This window comes from Portibacter marinus (assembly GCF_021533195.1).
GTDB lineage: Bacteria > Bacteroidota > Bacteroidia > Chitinophagales > Saprospiraceae > Portibacter > Portibacter marinus.
In genome coordinates this window covers 646,611-664,453 of the sequence record NZ_JAJNKB010000002.1, presented here as the reverse complement: position 1 = coordinate 664,453, position 17,843 = coordinate 646,611, and the positions used below count along the sequence as shown (strand labels likewise).

The following is a 17,843-nucleotide window of genomic DNA, read 5'->3' as shown; positions in this document are numbered from 1 at the left end:
GTTTGCGCAAACAGTTTTCATTACACAGACTTCCTAATACACAACATCTCTATTATAATTTACCTAGTTCATCCCTCATTTTTATGGCTCCGGACATGATCAACAAGATGAGCCCTTTATATTTATGAGGGAGGATTTCTATCGGCCTGATCTTTGGGATTAATGATAAGCCTTAAAGATTGGTCATATGTAAAGTAGTTCCAGATCCAATTTATAAAAACAATCAATTTGTTTTTTGCGCCTATTAAGGCATACAAATGAACAAATAACCACACCAACCAGGCAAAGAATCCTTTAAATTTCATTCCACCTATTTCTGCTACAGCTTTGTTACGACCTACCGTCGCCATCGTTCCCAGATCTCGATATTCAAATTTAACCCAGTCCTTGCCTTTCGCACGTCTTATAAAATTCCTGGCCAATTGTTTACCTTGTTGAATAGCTGGCTGTGCAACTTGAGGATGACCATCTGGAAAGTCTTCTGTTTCCATACATGCAACATCTCCCAGAGCATAAATGTCATCGTATCCTTTAACCTTGCTGTATTCGTCCACCATAATTCTATTCCGCTTATTGAAAGCGTCTTCTCTGAGCCCTTCCATTCGATGACAGGTCACTCCTGCGGCCCAAATCAGTTTACCAGCTTTGATTTTTTCATCATCTGCGGTAATGACATATTCACCGTCATAGTCCACCACCCTGGTATTCTTCTTGACAATGACACCTCTTTGTTTTAAATACCTTTCAGCGGTATCTCCATGCTTTGGGTCCATGCCCATTAAAAGTTGGTCGGTACCTTGTAACAAGTAAATGTCTACTTCTTTAGCATCAAGTTCTTTGTAATCCTTTGGTAGAATGTATTTCTTCATTTCTGCCAATGCACCTGCCACTTCCACTCCTGTAGGTCCTCCTCCGACTATGACGATATCCAAAAACCACTGTCTTTTCTCAAAATCTCGTTCTATCACTGCCTTCTCATAATCTGTTAAGAGAGTATTCCGTAAGTTCAAAGCCTGAGTGGTAGACTTTATCGTAAAGGCTCGCTCCTCAATAGCCTTATTTCCAAAGAAATTGGTTTTTGCACCATAGCTGAGCACCAGGTGATCATAATTTACAATACCTATATCAGTCTCCAATTGCTTTCGACCTGTATCAACAGCATTTACTTTTCCTACGCGGAAATACATGTTTTTATGATCCTGAAAAGCCTTTCTGAATGGAAATGATATAGAACTAGGTTCCAAACCTGCCATCGCCACCTGATAAAACAAAGGTTGGAACTGATGATAATTTCTTTTATCAATAAGTATGACCTGGTAATCTGACTTTGCCAGCTTTCGGGCCATCATCAGACCTCCGAATCCTCCACCTACTATTACAATTCTTTCCTGTCCTGTTTCCGGAATGTTTACTGGCATCGACTATTAGTTTTATCTTTAATCGAAAATAACACTATATTGTTTGTATTCGAATGCTTTTGTTAAACATTATCGGTTTACAAAAAGTTATCAGAATATGAATACAGCATTAATTCCAGTCTTTCCACTCCAATTGGTCATCTTCCCAGATGAGGTTATTAACCTGCACATTTTTGAACCTCGTTACAAGCAAATGATGAATGAGGCAGAGGCTAATGGCACCCATTTTGGAGTCCCTACCTATATTGATAAAGAGGACTTGACTTACGGCACAGAAGCCAGATTGAAAGAAGTGGTGAAAAAATATCCAGATGGTAAACTTGATATCAGAATTCAGGGTGTTAAAGTTTTTAAAGTAGAAAATTTCATTCCACGAATGAATAGCAGGCTTTATTCAGGAGCTGATATCACTTATCTTGATATTGACAGGAAAAAAGATATATCTAAAAATGAAAAAATCATTGGCTTACTGGCTAATCTATACCAGTATTTGAAAATGCACAAGCCTTTACCATCTTCAGCGGAAGCATTTGACAGCTATAGGATCGGACATTATATTGGTCTTGCCTTGAGAGATGAATTAAAATTACTATCCATTCCTAAAGAGACAGATCGGCAAGATTTCATCATACAACATTTGGAAAATATTATCCCTGTACTTCGAGAAATGAATGCGTTAGAAAAAAAGGTTCAAATGAATGGTCACTTTAGAAACATCATTCCGCCTAATATTTAATTAGACTTTGGATTGAAGTCAAGAGAAAGTGAAAATATGTGAGAATATAATGCACCGTTTTCCTGACCAAGCGCTCCGATATTGGTCAACGCATAATCCACTCCGAGCCTCCCTAGTTTCAAGCCAAGACCTACATTTGGTTTCATTGAAAAATCTCTGGAACCGTTTATTTCATTCAACTTTCGCTCAACGTCGCCAATTCCTGCCCTAATAAATACCAAGCCTTTGTATCCTAATTCTGCACCTATGGCAGGGTCCAAATTAAAATTAGCAGTTCCGATTCCAGAAGCACGGCCATCTGTTGAAAATCTGACGTTGGCTTCTATCGTATACTCGAATTGAGGTGATTCTTCTAGGTTTTTCGCAGAATGATAAGCTGCCCCCAGAATCAACTTAGGTAACGCTATTTCGGTGCTCGATGTAACAATTTCATTTCCAGTCGCAGCAAATACGGCTTTTTCTTCCTCTGTAAAATTAAAACTCCAGGTATTATAAGTGGTCGTGACATCCTGTGCCATAGCTGCAAATGTCAGGTTTCTAAGATGATAATTAAGTCCCACATCTACTCCGAAGCCCCAGGCATTGGCAAATTGCCCAACTGATCTGTTGATTACTTTGACCGATCCTCCTAAACGTAAATTATCGCTGAAAATAGATCTTCCGTAGGAGAGAAAAACTGCATAATCCACTGCTGAAAAGGAGGATACATTATCGTAATTGACACTCCCATCCGGACCAATGAGGTTAAGTGTATAAGGAATATTGTCAACACCAAATCTAACAACGGAAACCGAACCGTATGCTTTTTTCTCTTCATCAAAACGCTTTACTATGGAACCATAATCATAATTGGCCACGCCAGCAAACCATTCAGCGTGCATGGCATTTACTTGTAACGATGCATCTACATTGGTAAGACCTGCGGGATTCCATATACCTGCAGTCCCGTCCGCAGTAGAAGCAATGACTGCTCCTGACATTCCGTGGGCCCTTGCACCAGCACCTATGTTCAGAAACTCATTGACAAATTTCTGAGCTTCCAATTGTGAAAGTCCCAAAAATAAACACGGAATTAGATAAAGTAGCGTTGATTGCTTCATGAAGAATATACCGGTTAGCGAATTGCACTTTAAACGTACGGAAATTCAAATATAGTGTGACGGTCAGAGTTTCTTTGTTACATTTATAAAAATATTATATCAAGTGAAAAAATTTTCTTTATACCTCCTGTTTCTAGGTTTGCTTTTAGTTAGCTCATGTAAGACTAAAAAGCTCAGCAGCGATGAATCCGTTTACCCCCTAAAGAAATCGATAGTTGCAGAGGATGCAGCCGTAGTTTCCGCTCATTACCTGGCCTCCGAAATAGGTCTAGATATTTTGAAAAGTGGTGGGAACGCTGTGGATGCCGCAATTGCAGTTCAGTTTGCATTAGATGTCTGTTATCCGGTAGCGGGTAACATTGGTGGAGGTGGATTTATGGTCTATCGACAAGCTGATGGCGATGTGTACACGCTGGACTACAGAGAAAAAGCGCCTCTGGCAGCTACTTCTGACATGTATCTCGACGAAAATGGTGAGGCCGATTTAAACAAAAGTCAATTGGGTCACCTGGCAGTTGGAGTTCCTGGAAGTGTGGATGGCATGTATACTGCCTTTGAGCGCTTCAGTAAATTAAAGAACTGGAAAATGTTGGTCCAACCGTCTGTAGATTTGGCGCGGAAAGGTTTTAAATTGACAGAATCGCAGGCAGAGGGATTGAATAATAATAAGGTGAAATTTGCACAGGCCAATACGGTTCCTAATCAATTTACCTCCTCTAAATCCTTTGCGAAAGGTGAAATTTTAGTTCAGGAAGATCTGGCGAAAGTTTACGAAGCCATTCGGGATCATGGTCGGGAAGGATTCTACGGAGGTTGGGTGGCTGATGCAATAGTAGCTGAAATGGAGCGCGGAAATGGTATTATTACTCTTGAAGATCTGGCAAAGTACAAGGCCAAATGGCGCGAGCCCCTTACTGGGCAGTATGATGAGTATACCATACACTCAATGCCTCCTCCTTCATCTGGAGGCGTCCTCTTGATACAAATGTTGGAAATGCTGGAAGATTTTAATTTAGCTGAAATGGGATTTCACAGTAAAGAAGCCATCCATTTAATAGTGGAAGCTGAGAGACGCGCTTATGCGGACAGAGCCAAACATTTGGGCGATATGGATTTCTACACAGTCCCATTAAAAATGCTGATGGATCCGGAATATGCACGAATGAGAATGCAGAATTTTGATGATAAAAAAGCCTCGGATAGTGAAGAAGTGATGGCCGGTGGCCTAAAAGAGAGTGAACAAACAACCCACTTTTCAATTGTGGATTCTTATGGAAATGCGGTCAGTATTACGACTACCCTAAATGGTGGGTATGGTTCTAAAGTTATTGTAGATGGTACAGGCATATTTTTAAATAATGAAATGGATGATTTTAGCGCGAAACCTGGGGTTCCCAATATGTTTGGATTGATAGGTGCCGAAGCGAATAAAATTGAACCCGAGAAGCGAATGCTAAGTTCCATGACTCCGACCATCATTGAGAAGAATGGGCAGCTCCATCTGGTTCTAGGAACTCCAGGTGGTTCGACCATCATTACTTCCGTCCTGCAAGTGGCCTTAAATGTCATGAAATTCGGAATGGATGTTAATAGTGCTGTTCAATCACCCAGATTTCACCATCAGTGGAAACCTGATGTATTGATGATAGAAAAAGGTGCCTTTCCTGACCAAACCATTGATGCTCTGAAGGAAATGGGCCATGAATTCAATACTCGTGGGGCCATTGGTAGAGTTGAGGCTATCTTGGTAGATTTTAATGGCAAACTAAAAGCTGCAGCAGACAAGAGAGGTGATGATCACGCAGCAGGATACTAAACTGAAACAATGAAGCAAACAATCACTTATTTATTTTTGATATTACTGGTAATAGTCTTATGTCAATGTAAGGCCAAACAAGTGACTTACGACAGTCCACCGGCTCACACTGTCCCTCTGACCAATGATTTTCAAACCTTATTGTTGGATAGCATGCAAGCAGCAGAAGCCATTGCAACAGATAATGTAGACGATTTTTTCGAAAGGGTCACATTGACAGAAGTTTCTATACAGATGAAAGATCCAGCACTTTGTAAAGAAAGAGAAGGTTGCATTGATGCATACAAAGCATTTTTAAGAACAGATGTGGCCTCATTTACTGCTGAAGAAGTGGATAAGGTTTCGAGTGTCTTTTCAAGTTTGAACGAATTGATCAAGAAAGTAAATCCACACCTGATCGACAGAGATATTTTACTGATTAAGACCAAAGGTAATCATTATGGTAACGGCGTATTTTATACCCGAGAAAATAAAATCATCATACCGCAAGATATGTTGACTAACTTCATGCGAGAAAGTTTTCTTGAGACCATGTTGCATGAGTTTTTTCATATCTTTTCGAGATATAATGTCGAGACCAGAAATGAATTGTATGCACTCATTGGTTTCAAACCGGTGGATGGGCAAATCAATTTAGGAGCAACCGGTTCCAGAAAGTTACTTAATCCAGATGGAACCACTGATTATTTCATAGAATTGGAAGAGGGACCAGCTTATCCCATGATTACTGCAAGTGATGATCAATATATAAGATCAAAACCCACTTTTTTCAATTACCTCGAGTTTAACCTTTACCAGCTTGAGGAAAAAACGGATGGTAATTATGAATTAGGAGAAGTGGTCCCTCTGCAAACAGCCAACTCATTTTTTCAGCAGATAAAGGACAACACCAATTACATTATACACCCGGACGAGATTATGGCGGACAACTTCATCTATACCATTTTTTATCTGGCAGAAAATGAGAAAATAAAGGATTTTACGGCAGAGGGAATGGAACTAATCAATGAAATGGGCGAAGTTTTGAAAAGTCACCGATAAAACTTGGAAATATTTTTGCATTACATATTGGATGTCAGTAGAGAGTAGAAACCGATTAAGGTATAAGATCCACGAAATCATTTTCGAGGCTGACACCCCTGCGGGTAAGTTTTTTGATGTTGCTTTATTAATATTTATTATTGGCAGTGTCTTAGCGGCCCTTTTAGAATCTGTACCCAGCATTATTGCCCGCTATTCCAATATGTTCTACTACTTTGAGTGGGCATTTACCATTTTCTTTACCATCGAGTACATTTTAAGACTGTATTCTACATTAAAGCCATTGAAGTATGCGACTTCATTCTACGGCATCATTGACCTATTGGCAATTCTTCCTACGTATATATCCGTTTTCTTTGCCGGAACGCAATCTCTTATTGTAATCAGAGCGATAAGGTTACTGAGAATATTCAGAATTTTTAAAATGGTGACCTTTGTCAGTGAAGCTGAGTACATCACCAAAGCCCTTTTCAAATCCAGCAGAAAAATTCTGGTCTTTCTCTTTGCCATACTGATGATAGTAGTGATTGTAGGATCCGTGATGTACCTTGTAGAAGGCGGGGTAAATCCTGATTTCGATTCCATCCCAAGAAGTATTTATTGGGCGATTGTGACCCTTACAACCGTTGGATATGGGGATATTTCTCCCAATACCAGTTTTGGGCAATTCATAGCAGCTTTTGTTATGATCCTTGGTTATGCGGTCATTGCTGTTCCAACAGGTATTGTGACCAATGAGCTTATTAATCCAAAAGACATTCCCACCAATACTCAAGTTTGTATGCACTGCAGCAGAAGTGGTCATGATGACGATGCTACCTTCTGTAAATATTGTGGCAATTTAATTAATGGAGGCCTTGATACTTAAAAATTTTACTTAGGCAACCTAAGCGTATAAATCAGCCTTTTAACACTGTACTTCCCTGCACCATTGACAATTAAAATCAGTAATCCACCAATGATGGCGATGTTCTTCATGAACATAATTGATTGAATGCGCTTCACTTCTACAGGATCATTCCAGAATGAAAAAACAATGAAAGTTACAGGTACTAAATAGAGTAATAACATCACTGCACCCAGGTTAGCATAATATCCGATCAATACCAGAATGGCGCCCAATACCAGAAAAAAAATAGTGACATATAGCAGCAAATCTTGATTCCAGGTCAATCCATAAACAGTCATAGTGTTCTTCGTTTGCTTGAAAAAAGCTATTGAATCATAGGCTTCAAAGAAGAATATTAAAGATAGAAAAAATCTACCTACCAGGTCAGCTATATCTTTCATTTGCTTACACTACTAATTAGGCTGCAATTAAAGCATTTCTTTGTAATAATCGACTACTTTTCTTGCTACATTTTGTCCATCCATGGCAGCAGATAAAATACCACCGGCATAACCGGCTCCTTCACCGCAAGGAAAAAGCCCAGTCATCTCAACATGCATAAAAGTTTGCCTGTTTCTAGGGATTCGTATGGGTGAACTGGTCCTGGACTCTAAACCTACAAGATTCGCTTCTTCTGTATAATAACCACGCATTTTATATTTAAAGATCTCAAGTGCCTGTGCTAATCGATCATAAAGGTGAATGGGTAACATTTGATGTAATGGAGCACTATATATTCCAGGGATATAGCTTGTGGGATTGAGACTGGGGCTTTCCTTCCTAAGGACAAAATCCGTCATTCTCTGTGCTGGAGCTTTTTGCGAACCATCACCTCTTTGAAAAAAGCGTTGCTCTAATTCCTTTTGAAATTGTAAACCAGCAAATACTCCAGATTTTGAATGGTCGTAATCTCTTCGATCCACAGCTGTCACAAATCCCGAATTTGAAAAAGGGGAATCTCTTCTGGAAAGCGACATTCCGTTGACTACCAATTCTCCAGGTGATGTAGAGGCAGGTACGATCAATCCACCTGGACACATGCAAAATGAAAAGACACCCTTATCTTTTACCTGAGAAACCAATTTATAGGAAGAAGCCGGAAGATTTTCATGTCTATGTTTCTGACCATATTGAATTTCGTCAATGAGTGATTGGGGATGCTCTACTCGTACGCCAATTGCAAAATCCTTTGATTCTATTGTGATGCCCTTATCGTGTAGTAGGTAGAATATATCTCTTGCAGAGTGTCCGGTCGCTAAAATGGTAGCTGGAGCTTCGTATCTTTGACCTGCCGAATCAATTACACCTTTAAATTGTTGATTTTGAATGATGAAATCCACAACTCTGGTGTTAAATTTGACTTCTCCACCATACTTTTCTATGGTCTTTCGTAGCTCTGCCACGATCTTCGGCAATTTATTAGAGCCGATGTGCGGATGTGCATCGATCATGATTTCGGCAGGAGCTCCGTGTTCTACCAATATTTTTAAAACCTGGTAGTAATTTCCTCTTTTTAGCGATCGAGTGTATAGCTTACCATCAGAATAGGTTCCGGCTCCACCTTCACCAAAGCAATAATTAGAATCAGGATTTACAAGTCCTTCTTGCTGAATGGCTCTCAGATCTCTCCTCCTGGCACGAACATCTTTACCTCTGTCCAGAACAATAGGTCTCAGCCCGAGAGCAATCGCTTCTAATGCGGCAAAATATCCAGCAGGTCCCGCTCCCACTATCAGTACCTTCTTGGCTTGCTGCACTATGGGTAATGCTTTAATAAATGAAGCTTCCTCTTTTGGTTCCTCATCAACGTATACATTATATCGCAAAACATACTTAGCTCCCCTACCCCTTGCATCTATGGATTTCTTGTCAAGCAAAATAGCCTTTATCCTGAAATGATCCACCTTGACTTTATTCAATACTAATGACCTTAATTTTTCCTCATTGTGTAGATCATCCGGCAGTATTTTTATCTCTACGACTTTAATCATATGATCAAGGGTTTGACCTGAGGGCTGAACGTAACTTCACTAATTTTTCTAATAAGGGCTCTAATTGATCCAGCTGCAACATGTTGGCGCCGTCTGATAAGGCGACTGAAGGATTGGGATGGGTTTCTATAAACAGTCCATCTGCTCCGGCTGCGATTCCACATTTAGCCATGGTTTCAATATATTCAGGTTTTCCACCAGTAACTCCCGAGTTTTGATTGGGTTTTTGTAAAGAATGGGTGCAGTCAAGAACAACAGCATTGCAAAATGAAGTCATTTCATTGAGGCCAACAAAATCGACCACCAAATCTGAATATCCAAAACTATTCCCCCGTTCTGTAAGCATTACATGTTCGTTTCCAGACTCAATGACCTTATTCATGGCATGCTTCATGGCGCCGTGGCTTAAAAATTGCCCTTTTTTAATATTGACAACCTTACCGGTTGCAGCTGCTGCTTCCAAAAGCGAGGTTTGACGACACAAGAAAGCCGGAATTTGTAAAATATCCACGTGTTCAGCGGCTGCGGCAGCTTCTTCATCTTTGTGGATATCAGTGGTTACAGGAATTTTGAAATGATTTTTCACAGAACTTAAAACAGAAAGTGCTTCCGCATCACCAATACCGGTGAAAGAATCTAATCTGCTGCGATTTGCCTTTCTGTAAGATGCTTTGAATACATAAGGAATATTATAATTTATGCATAGATTATTGACTCTTTCTGCTACTTCATAACACAAATCCTTAGATTCTACAACGCATGGGCCGGCAATTAGAAAAAAATTACCGGATGGCGATTGCGCCAATTTTTTAATCAAATGAGTCATAAAATGTGCTTATCGAAAGGCTCAAATATAAGTTATTATATAAAGAAATTTGGCCGCAACTGTAGGGGAACTGGAATTATCGTTGTCCTTTATGCAATTAACCACTAATTTATTTACCTGACACCTTTTGAAATGGTACCTGCCATTATTCGTACACTCTTTTATGTCCTCATTGGACAACTGCTTTCTGCACAGGGACTTGAATCTTTCGATAAGTTATTACAACATAGTTTCACCACTTCTGACTCATTACAAATTCAAATACTGGAAACAGAAAGAGATTATGTCCTTAAAGATAAAGGTCTAAGGGTAAGTTCCAGTGCTGGAACAAATGAGTTCGGAGATCTGGAGCAAGGTAATATCTTCAGAGTAAAAGCAGGTTTGGAGTGGAATCTATTGGACGAAGGTTTTATGGATCGCAAAGTCACAGCCGAATTACTTGATATTAAAAAGAAAATTAAAGAATGCGAATTAGATGATGAATCTTTAAAAAACAATTATGCATTTATATACAATCACATCATTTATTGCTTCAACAAGGAGAAACTTCGATTTCTGAGAGAAAAATCCCATCTTTTGAACACGCTTGCCAAAAGATATGAGGCTCTTTATCACAACCATGCTGCAGAATATCAAGATCTGCTGGCCATATACGATAAAGCAGATGAATTGACCATCCTTTTACTTTCCATTGACAACTACAACATTCATTATAAAAAAACAAACCCTCAGCAAGCACCGGAATTAAATCCTAACCAACTGCCTATAGTTGATGTTCTTGTGGAAGACCTTCTCAGTTATCAAATTCCTGATACGGGTTTTCTTAAGATTCAGGAACTAAATCTTCAAAAAAATGAGATTGAAGATAGACTTCATAGACAAAAAAGACTGGCTGTCTACAACAACATATACTGGAGACCACTTCAATCAGCAGGCAGCAATCGATATCTTTACAATGGGTTCGGTATCAGGTTTTCAACGGGTTTGGTTAACAGAAAAAACGAGAGAGCACGCCTTAATGACTTGAGGAATCAGGTGGACATTCAGAAAAATGAGGAAAAGAATTTTAATCAACAAAAAGAGCTGAGCAACCATCTCTTAGCGTATCATTCTAAATTAAGATTATATACCCGCTTCATGTATAAGCTTCGTCAACTAAAAGAGCACAAGAGGGTTGACCGCGTAGTCAGGATGGTTAATCATAAAGATCCACAGTCAGATCTCCGGGAATTGAATATAGAACTTGAAGAAATCAGTGTAGGATATGAACTACTGGAGATCAAACAACAATTGTATTTACTATTATTGAAAGTGTATTTCACTTCCGGCGTAGAAAGCATTCTGCCTTTTATAAAGATACGGGACATTCTGGATATGCGCAAAAAATTAAGAGGAGAGCGAGTCGCTGTGTTACATTCAGCTTACGAATCTGAGTTAAAGACTTCCATTTTGGTAGAATATCTCAAGAAAAATGAAATGTACAATGTCATATTTGAGGGAAGAATCTCTCAAAACCTTGATTTTGCACAAAAATTAGGAAAAGCAGGTATTAAGGTTTACACCGGTCGCGAGGCTTTCTTTGGTAAAAACCTGGTAGAAGTACCTGTGGAAAACTTTCATTCTAGAATGGAAATGGAAGAGTGGATAGACGACTATTATCATCATTACCCTAACACAATATTCGAAATTCATGACATAAACAGACTGGTCGATATCGACAGCCTAGTATTAAAGGATAAATGAGAGCGTTTCAACTAAGAACCCAACCGACGATCCTTACCACCCTGAAGGAGCCGCCGAAAAAAGGGAACAAGCGAAAAATTAAATGGCAGCGAATCAGCTTTCTTGTGATTGCTTTTGGTCTGTTAAGCTATATAGGTATCCAGGCGTACATTAAACTAGCGGTGATACAGGCTGATGCGCAACTTGAACTTAAAAAACAAATGGTCCACTTCCCCTCCGATATTAAAATACATGGTCTATATGTAAGTGAAGGTGAAGAAGTTGAAAAAGGAGATACTCTTTTTAAATATACCATTCCTGTGGAAGACCAGCTCTCGACAAGTGAAATTAATATTGACAAACCCATAGAATGGATACTAAGAGAACGGATTTCTACTCAAAAGCAAATTGAGCTTAAGAAAATTGAGAGAGATGAAATATTGAGGCAGCTTGAAATGCGTAAGAGCTTACAAAAGACAAAGAAAGAGCTGATCCTTCTTGGCTCCTACAATGACAGAAATGAATATGAGGAATTGTCCATTCAAGTCAATAGATTGGAAGCACAGGAAGCAGCTATTGCAGAGGAAGTAGCCTACCTGAATAAATTACTCTATCGACTGAACATAGAAAATTCCAATTACAAAAGAATAGAAACGCGGAAAAAGGAACTTATCGAGGAAAGCCATTATTACGTCGCTCAGATCGATGGTGTCATTGGGCAGATTCATTATAATGAGAATGAAATCTGTTATAGAAAGGACGAAATGCTCACCATTCACAGAGTAAAAGACGTCAAAATTAAGGCTTTCTTCGACCCTTCTGACATGAAATACCTACACGAGGGTGACCTTGTGGATATCAATTATCCTGATAAAACAAGCTCCAAAGGAGTCATTACTAACTTTCATATTGCCACGTACGCCTTACCCGAGGAATTCCAGAAAAAGTACGAGCCTACAGAGCGAAACATCGTTGCTGAGGTTAAAATGGTAGAAAACACCCATAAGTCCTTAATGAGTTATTACAAGATGAATGTCTTGGTATCAAAAAACAGATATAAACTTTAAGCCTTATGATTCTTAAAAACATTCAAACCGCTGGCATTAAAGATCTGAGTTATGACCACTTACACCTAAAAGTGGTATCAGATCCTCTAAGTGTCAATCTTATCAACCTCCATGCTATCGATGGCATTGTCATCAAAAACAATGACCATATAAGCGTCAGAAAAATTCTGTACCAAATCCGGTCCAAGAATGATCCTGAGATTTATTTGAAACCCATTTATCTGGATTCAAGAAAACTCTTTAAGAAATTAGGGCAGGAAGTTGATGGCTATATCATGGAAGGTATTAATCCGCTGAATAGCAGTGCGGGTACTGAAATTAGAGAGCGCATTAAGCATATACAAAATGATGTCTCTATTATTCAGGACTATAACGACAGAATGATCGTTAAATCTCTACAATATGCCTACACCAGGGAAACTGGTTTGTATCCTTACAGAGATCGATCCTCCTCTATTGGTTACCACTTTCCTTTTTTAAGTTCTGTGGTATCTGATAAAGATCTTGTTCATATTAAATCCCGGCTGGACAAGTTTACCGGTAAAGGTTCTCTTTCAACTGTTTTAGAAGATAGAGTAAATCTCTGTCATACTTGCCAAAGCAGCTATCTGAATTTTCATGAAGCTTGTAGCAAGTGCTCATCAATTGACCTGGATTATGAAAACCTCGTTCATCATTTTCGATGTGCCTACATAGGTCCCGAATCAGATTTTAAAAATGGGGACCACTTGATTTGTCCTAAATGTGATAAACAGCTAAAACATATTGGAATAGACTATGACAAACCTGCTGAGGTGGCCAGTTGTAATTCTTGTGCACACAGCTCACAAGAGACACAGATGAAAGCCAAATGTGTCGATTGTGGAGAAGACAATACTTTACCTCAATTACAAACGATTGCCATCAATAAATATAATCTAACAAGTGAAGGCGCCGACTGGATTCTTGATAAGAATTTAGGCAATGAGCCATCTGAAGAAATACTGAATGATCTGAGCATAGTGCCAATACCTATTTACAACCTTTTGATGGAGCAAGAAAAGATCAGGTCAGGTAATCGAAAAGATAGCTCTTCCTTCGCATGTGAAATTATCGTGGACGAAAACGTATTTTCAGCACTTTCAGAAGATTTTCGAAATCAGTTGAAAGATGAAGTGCTGAAAATTATGCGAACTTATCTTAGACCCATAGATATTCTTTCAGCAAAAAATGCAGGTCATTACCATATTCTCTTGCCAGATTGTAAGCAACCAGAGGCATTTAATCTATACACCTTGGTATTGGATAATCTCAACAAATTGTTAACAGACAATATGCGTAGTGGACAACAAATTGTCTCAGGAGACTTGAGAAAGCTTTAGGCTTACCCATATGGAACTCCTAAGTAATCTTATACCTGAATTCTTAAATTTCTGGCTGGAAAGTGGGCTTGATAAATTTATCAGGGTTTTCTGGTATTTCATCCTTTTTGAGTTGACCAGATACATTCTTCTGGACTATGTAGTTTACTTTTTAAAATCACTTAATAAAAAAGAATACCGTATAAGATGGCAAGAGGCCAAAAGCAGGCTTCGCGCTGAAAATCCATTGCTTAGTATTGTAGTTCCAGGCAAGAACGAAGGAAAACATCTGTATAAATTGGTGAAGTCATTAAATGAACAGACCTACAAAAACTTCGAGCTGATAATCGTTGACGACGGCTCTGATGATGATACACCTATCATTGGTCGCAACCTGGAGCAGCTAGGAATGATAGATCTTTTTCTCAGAAACGAAGTCAGAGGAGGAAAAGCTTCAGCTGCAAATCTTGCTGTTCGATATACTAAAGGCAAATACATCGTGCATCTGGATGCGGACTGTTCCTTTGACTGCGATGCCATAGAAAATATCGTCATCCCTTTTTTTATGGATGATCAGATCGGTGCGATCGGTGGTAATGTGAAGGTCAGAAATTACCGGACTTCATTGGCCACTAAACTCCAGGCCATAGAGTACCTGAAAACGATCTCAGTAGGGCGAATCTCTACTTCATACATAGGAATTTACAAAATTATTTCCGGAGCATTCGGCGCTTTCAGAAAGGATGTACTGGAGCAAGTGGGCTATTGGGATATAGGTCCCGGTCTGGATGGTGATATCACTGTAAAAATCAGAAAGTCAGGATATAAAACCGTCTTTGAGCCTTCTGCAGTATGTCTGACCAGCGCTCCCATTAATTTTAAAATTCTTGCAAAACAACGATTACGTTGGAATAAGTCTTTGGTGAGATTTAGGCTTAGAAAGCATGCTGACGTTTACCGGCCACATGCGAATTTTAAATGGCTGACGTTCTTTGCCTTGTTTGAAAATGTATTCTATAATCTGGTTTTGGATGTGCTCTGGTGGATTTATCTGGTGGATCTGGTTTTGAATTTTCATGATCAGCTTTATTATGTACTCATGATGAATCTAGCCCTCTATATCTGTACCGGATATATTCAAATGATTATCATATATCTTTATTCAGAGCGTAAGAAGGAAGAGCTGTACCTTTGGTTATTCGTTCCATTTATGACGCTGTACAATGGCTTTTTCTTAAGGTTTGTGAGGACGAGAGCCTACTTCCAGGAATTATTCTTTTATAAATCGTATGAAGATCCCTGGAATCCTGTCAAAAGTAGTCGTCAAGCCAGATTGAATGGATTCTAAATTTGTGCTTTACCTTTTGTGGCAACCGTTCTAAGTAGCTTTATTTACTACAATCCATAGTGGTAGTATGCCAATCTTAAATCAGTAGAATACTTACAGATATATTGTGAAATCGAACTTAAGCCTTTTTTTTTGATATCGTTAAGGTGTAGTATTGTTACTTTACCAATTCTTTCATCATCTCACAATAATACTTTAGAATGCCAGTAAATCTCTTTGTATATGGAACACTTATGGATGCTGAAACCTGGAGCTATTTTACCACCAAAACCTATCATTCTACATCATTTGTATTAAAGGGTTATGTCAAAAAACGCATTAAAGACCGGCCCTATCCCGGAATAATTGTTCACCCCGATTCTTTTGTGGAAGGTATTTTGTATGCCAATGTTGAGGAAGATGATATCTACAGACTAGATGAATATGAAGGAGATGAGTATGATCGAATAATTCTCACTCAGGATGGAATGGATATCGAAACTTATCTTTTCACAGGAGATGTTCGTCTGCTTCATTAATTGATATGTCTGTCCACACATCGGTGTAGTTTGTAGATTAAAACCTTGCAGCGGAACGATTTCAAATTATAATTAATTTACTTGTACGAACAGCAAAAACAAAATGTTACCTTTGCGGCTTATTTTAATGAATATATTCAATGGATAAAAGACAATTATTAGGCTTGCTTTTAATTTTCGGTCTATTCTATGCCTGGTCTGTCATGAACAACAGAAGCAGAGTTGAAATCGAAGAGCAACAAAGAATCAAGGATTCTATCGCCATGGCCAATGCACCTGTCATAGAAAGCGAGCCTGCTAAAATCGAAGATAATTCAGTAGAAACTGCACCTATTGTTCAAAAAGAAAATGATTCCCTTCAAAATGCAAAATTGGCATACCAATACGGTCCTTTTGCTCAAGCCATAGGTGGAGAAGAAGAAATCTATACACTCGAAAATGATCTAATAAAAGTCAACTTCAGTAATAAGGGCGGATTTGTGAAGGATGTTTTGCTTAAAGAACACTACAAATTGGTCTTGCAGGAAGACAATACAGATAAGCAGATTCCGCTCTATCTTTTAAAGGATAACAAGAATAAATTTAGATATGAGCTTCCTATTTCCGGTGTCCCTGGAGAAATCATCAGAACGGATGAGCTTTCATATGCAGGTACTAAGAACGGTAATACCATTACTTTTCGGGCACCGGCAGGAGAAGGAGCGTACTTTGAACAGAAGTACACCATCGAGCCAGGTAAATATGATCTGGATTACTCCATTTCATTAGTTGGCATGGACCGGATGATAGCTTCCGGCAATAATGAAATCAACCTTAACTGGGTAAACTACCTGGATAAATTGGAGCAAAATGATCAATTTGAAAAATTTTATTCCACCATTTATTTTAAGGAAGTTGATGAAGACTCTGATTATTGTAATTGTCGTAAAGATGATGAAGAAGATCTGGAAGGAGAACCTCTTCGATGGGTCGCTAATGTTAATCAGTTTTTCAATACTTCTTTGATTGCGAAAACGGAACCCTTTAGTGGAGGAGTTTTCGAAACAGAAATGTTAGAGGAGGAAGAAGAGGATTTGAAACTCTTAACTTCCAATGTTGAAATTGCTTATGACGGCAGTGCCGCCTTTAATTTCGATATGTCACTTTATTTGGGCCCCAATGATTTTGAAACACTAAGGTCATATGAGGTGGGTTTAGAAGAGGTCATTCCATTCGGTCGTAGTATTTTTGGCTCTATTAACAGATGGGTTATTAGACCCTTCTTCAATTTCCTGGACAATATCATTGGCAACAAAGGTATCGCCATTATCATCATGATTTTTCTGATTAAGATGATCCTTTATCCTTTGAACTATAAAATGTTAAAGTCACAGGCCAAAATGGGTGCATTAAAGCCGGAAATCAATAAGATCAAAGACAAGCACAAGGATGACCCTCAGGCGGCCCAGATGGAAAATATGAAGCTCTATCGAGAATATGGAGTCAGTCCATTAGGGGGCTGTATGCCAATGATCATTCAGATTCCGATATGGTATGCATTGTTCCGATTTTTCCCGGCATCCATTGACTTCCGCCAGGAAAGTTTTCTATGGGCCAACGATCTTTCGTCGTATGATGTCATTGCCTACTTACCATTTCATATTCCTGCTTATGGTGCACACATCAGTTTATTCACTTTATTGTGGGCAGTAAGTACGGTGGCATATACTTACTACAATACGAAGCACATGGATATGAGTGCCAATCCGGCAATGAAGTATGTACAATATTTCATGCCGCTAATGTTCTTGTTTTTCTTCAACAATTATGCTTCCGGATTAACATGTTATATGTTTTTTAGCAACTTATTCAATGTGGGACAAACTGTGATCACGAAAAATTTCGTTTTTGATGATGATAAAATTAGGGCTGAAGTGATGCAGAACAAAGATAAACCCAAAAAAGTAGGTAAATTTCAGCAAAGAATGCAAGAGGCTATGAAGCAGTCTCAAGCCATTCAGGAACAGAGAAAGAAAAGTAAAAAAAAGTAAA

Annotated in this window: 15 protein-coding genes; 10 read left to right on the top strand and 5 right to left on the bottom strand. The window is 38.8% G+C overall.

Features of this window, described 5'->3' with window-relative positions; genetic code table 11:
• Positions 1-122 precede the first annotated feature (122 nt).
• Positions 123-1,418, bottom strand: a complete 1,296-nt coding sequence (locus L2567_RS06925) for an NAD(P)/FAD-dependent oxidoreductase (protein ID WP_235297021.1) — start codon at positions 1,416-1,418, stop codon at positions 123-125.
• 97 nt (positions 1,419-1,515) lie between these two features.
• Between L2567_RS06925 and L2567_RS06920 the strand changes: the two genes are divergently transcribed.
• A complete protein-coding gene (locus L2567_RS06920) occupies positions 1,516-2,154 on the top strand; it encodes an LON peptidase substrate-binding domain-containing protein (protein ID WP_235297020.1) in 639 nt (212 codons plus the stop codon).
• On the opposite strand, the gene L2567_RS06915 is transcribed toward L2567_RS06920, so the two are convergent.
• A complete protein-coding gene (locus L2567_RS06915) occupies positions 2,151-3,254 on the bottom strand; it encodes a putative type IX sorting system protein PorV2 (RefSeq protein ID WP_235297019.1) in 1,104 nt (367 codons plus the stop codon). The genes L2567_RS06920 and L2567_RS06915 overlap by 4 nt on opposite strands.
• Before the next feature lie 103 nt (positions 3,255-3,357).
• Here L2567_RS06915 and ggt point away from each other — a divergent pair, with 103 nt between their 5' ends.
• Genes ggt through L2567_RS06900 form a run of 3 tightly spaced genes read left to right on the top strand, consistent with a single transcriptional unit; the run spans position 3,358 to position 6,979 of the window.
• Entirely contained in the window at positions 3,358-5,070 is a 1,713-nt protein-coding gene (gene ggt / locus L2567_RS06910; RefSeq protein ID WP_235297018.1) for a gamma-glutamyltransferase, read from the top strand.
• A 9-nt stretch (positions 5,071-5,079) separates the two neighbouring features.
• Positions 5,080-6,111 (top strand): hypothetical protein, encoded by a 1,032-nt coding sequence (locus L2567_RS06905; RefSeq protein ID WP_235297017.1) that lies wholly within the window; start codon positions 5,080-5,082, stop codon positions 6,109-6,111.
• Positions 6,112-6,142: 31 nt separating this feature from the next.
• Positions 6,143-6,979: an ion transporter gene (locus tag L2567_RS06900; protein WP_235297016.1), complete on the top strand. Its 837-nt coding sequence runs from the start codon at positions 6,143-6,145 to the stop codon at positions 6,977-6,979.
• A 5-nt stretch (positions 6,980-6,984) separates the two neighbouring features.
• Here the strand turns inward: L2567_RS06900 and L2567_RS06895 are convergent, their stop codons facing one another.
• From L2567_RS06895 to kdsA, 3 genes are read right to left on the bottom strand one after another with little or no spacing between them, the layout of a single operon-like run.
• Complete coding sequence (locus L2567_RS06895) at positions 6,985-7,401, bottom strand: DoxX family protein (protein WP_235297015.1); 417 nt, start codon at positions 7,399-7,401, stop codon at positions 6,985-6,987.
• Between the two features lie 27 nt (positions 7,402-7,428).
• Positions 7,429-8,991 carry an NAD(P)/FAD-dependent oxidoreductase gene (locus L2567_RS06890; protein ID WP_235297014.1) on the bottom strand — a complete coding sequence of 521 codons (1,563 nt, stop codon included), beginning with the start codon at positions 8,989-8,991 and terminating at the stop codon, positions 7,429-7,431.
• A gap of 4 nt (positions 8,992-8,995) precedes the next feature.
• Positions 8,996-9,808, bottom strand: a complete 813-nt coding sequence (gene kdsA, locus L2567_RS06885; RefSeq protein WP_406626664.1) for a 3-deoxy-8-phosphooctulonate synthase — start codon at positions 9,806-9,808, stop codon at positions 8,996-8,998.
• Positions 9,809-9,949: 141 nt separating this feature from the next.
• On the opposite strand from kdsA, the gene L2567_RS06880 reads away from it, so the two are divergent.
• The 6 genes from L2567_RS06880 to yidC all read left to right on the top strand — a co-directional run bounded on the left by L2567_RS06880 (position 9,950) and on the right by yidC (position 17,842).
• Positions 9,950-11,560: a hypothetical protein gene (locus L2567_RS06880; RefSeq protein ID WP_235297012.1), complete on the top strand. Its 1,611-nt coding sequence runs from the start codon at positions 9,950-9,952 to the stop codon at positions 11,558-11,560.
• Complete coding sequence (locus tag L2567_RS06875) at positions 11,557-12,606, top strand: HlyD family secretion protein (protein ID WP_235297011.1); 1,050 nt, start codon at positions 11,557-11,559, stop codon at positions 12,604-12,606. The genes L2567_RS06880 and L2567_RS06875 overlap by 4 nt, the downstream gene beginning before the upstream one ends.
• 5 nt (positions 12,607-12,611) lie before the next feature.
• Positions 12,612-13,967, top strand: coding sequence for a TackOD1 domain-containing metal-binding protein (locus L2567_RS06870; protein ID WP_235297010.1), 1,356 nt, complete (start codon positions 12,612-12,614; stop codon positions 13,965-13,967).
• A 10-nt stretch (positions 13,968-13,977) separates the two neighbouring features.
• Positions 13,978-15,294, top strand: coding sequence for a glycosyltransferase family 2 protein (locus L2567_RS06865; protein WP_235297009.1), 1,317 nt, complete (start codon positions 13,978-13,980; stop codon positions 15,292-15,294).
• A gap of 200 nt (positions 15,295-15,494) precedes the next feature.
• Positions 15,495-15,812: a gamma-glutamylcyclotransferase family protein gene (locus L2567_RS06860; protein ID WP_235297008.1), complete on the top strand. Its 318-nt coding sequence runs from the start codon at positions 15,495-15,497 to the stop codon at positions 15,810-15,812.
• 140 nt (positions 15,813-15,952) lie between these two features.
• Positions 15,953-17,842 carry a membrane protein insertase YidC gene (gene yidC / locus L2567_RS06855; protein WP_235297007.1) on the top strand — a complete coding sequence of 630 codons (1,890 nt, stop codon included), beginning with the start codon at positions 15,953-15,955 and terminating at the stop codon, positions 17,840-17,842.
• Position 17,843 lies beyond the last annotated feature (1 nt).

Bases quoted from the DNA above. Each gene is read 5' to 3' on its own strand.
- L2567_RS06925 (WP_235297021.1), bottom strand. From the start codon at position 1,418: ATGCCAGTAAACATTCCGGAAACAGGACAGGAAAGAATTGTAATAGTA.
- L2567_RS06920 (WP_235297020.1), top strand. From the start codon at position 1,516: ATGAATACAGCATTAATTCCAGTCTTTCCACTCCAATTGGTCATCTTC.
- L2567_RS06915 (WP_235297019.1), bottom strand. From the start codon at position 3,254: ATGAAGCAATCAACGCTACTTTATCTAATTCCGTGTTTATTTTTGGGA.
- L2567_RS06905 (WP_235297017.1), top strand. From the start codon at position 5,080: ATGAAGCAAACAATCACTTATTTATTTTTGATATTACTGGTAATAGTC.
- L2567_RS06900 (WP_235297016.1), top strand. From the start codon at position 6,143: ATGTCAGTAGAGAGTAGAAACCGATTAAGGTATAAGATCCACGAAATC.
- L2567_RS06895 (WP_235297015.1), bottom strand. From the start codon at position 7,401: ATGAAAGATATAGCTGACCTGGTAGGTAGATTTTTTCTATCTTTAATA.
- L2567_RS06890 (WP_235297014.1), bottom strand. From the start codon at position 8,991: ATGATTAAAGTCGTAGAGATAAAAATACTGCCGGATGATCTACACAAT.
- L2567_RS06880 (WP_235297012.1), top strand. From the start codon at position 9,950: ATGGTACCTGCCATTATTCGTACACTCTTTTATGTCCTCATTGGACAA.
- L2567_RS06875 (WP_235297011.1), top strand. From the start codon at position 11,557: ATGAGAGCGTTTCAACTAAGAACCCAACCGACGATCCTTACCACCCTG.
- L2567_RS06870 (WP_235297010.1), top strand. From the start codon at position 12,612: ATGATTCTTAAAAACATTCAAACCGCTGGCATTAAAGATCTGAGTTAT.
- L2567_RS06865 (WP_235297009.1), top strand. From the start codon at position 13,978: ATGGAACTCCTAAGTAATCTTATACCTGAATTCTTAAATTTCTGGCTG.
- L2567_RS06860 (WP_235297008.1), top strand. From the start codon at position 15,495: ATGCCAGTAAATCTCTTTGTATATGGAACACTTATGGATGCTGAAACC.
- yidC (WP_235297007.1), top strand. From the start codon at position 15,953: ATGGATAAAAGACAATTATTAGGCTTGCTTTTAATTTTCGGTCTATTC.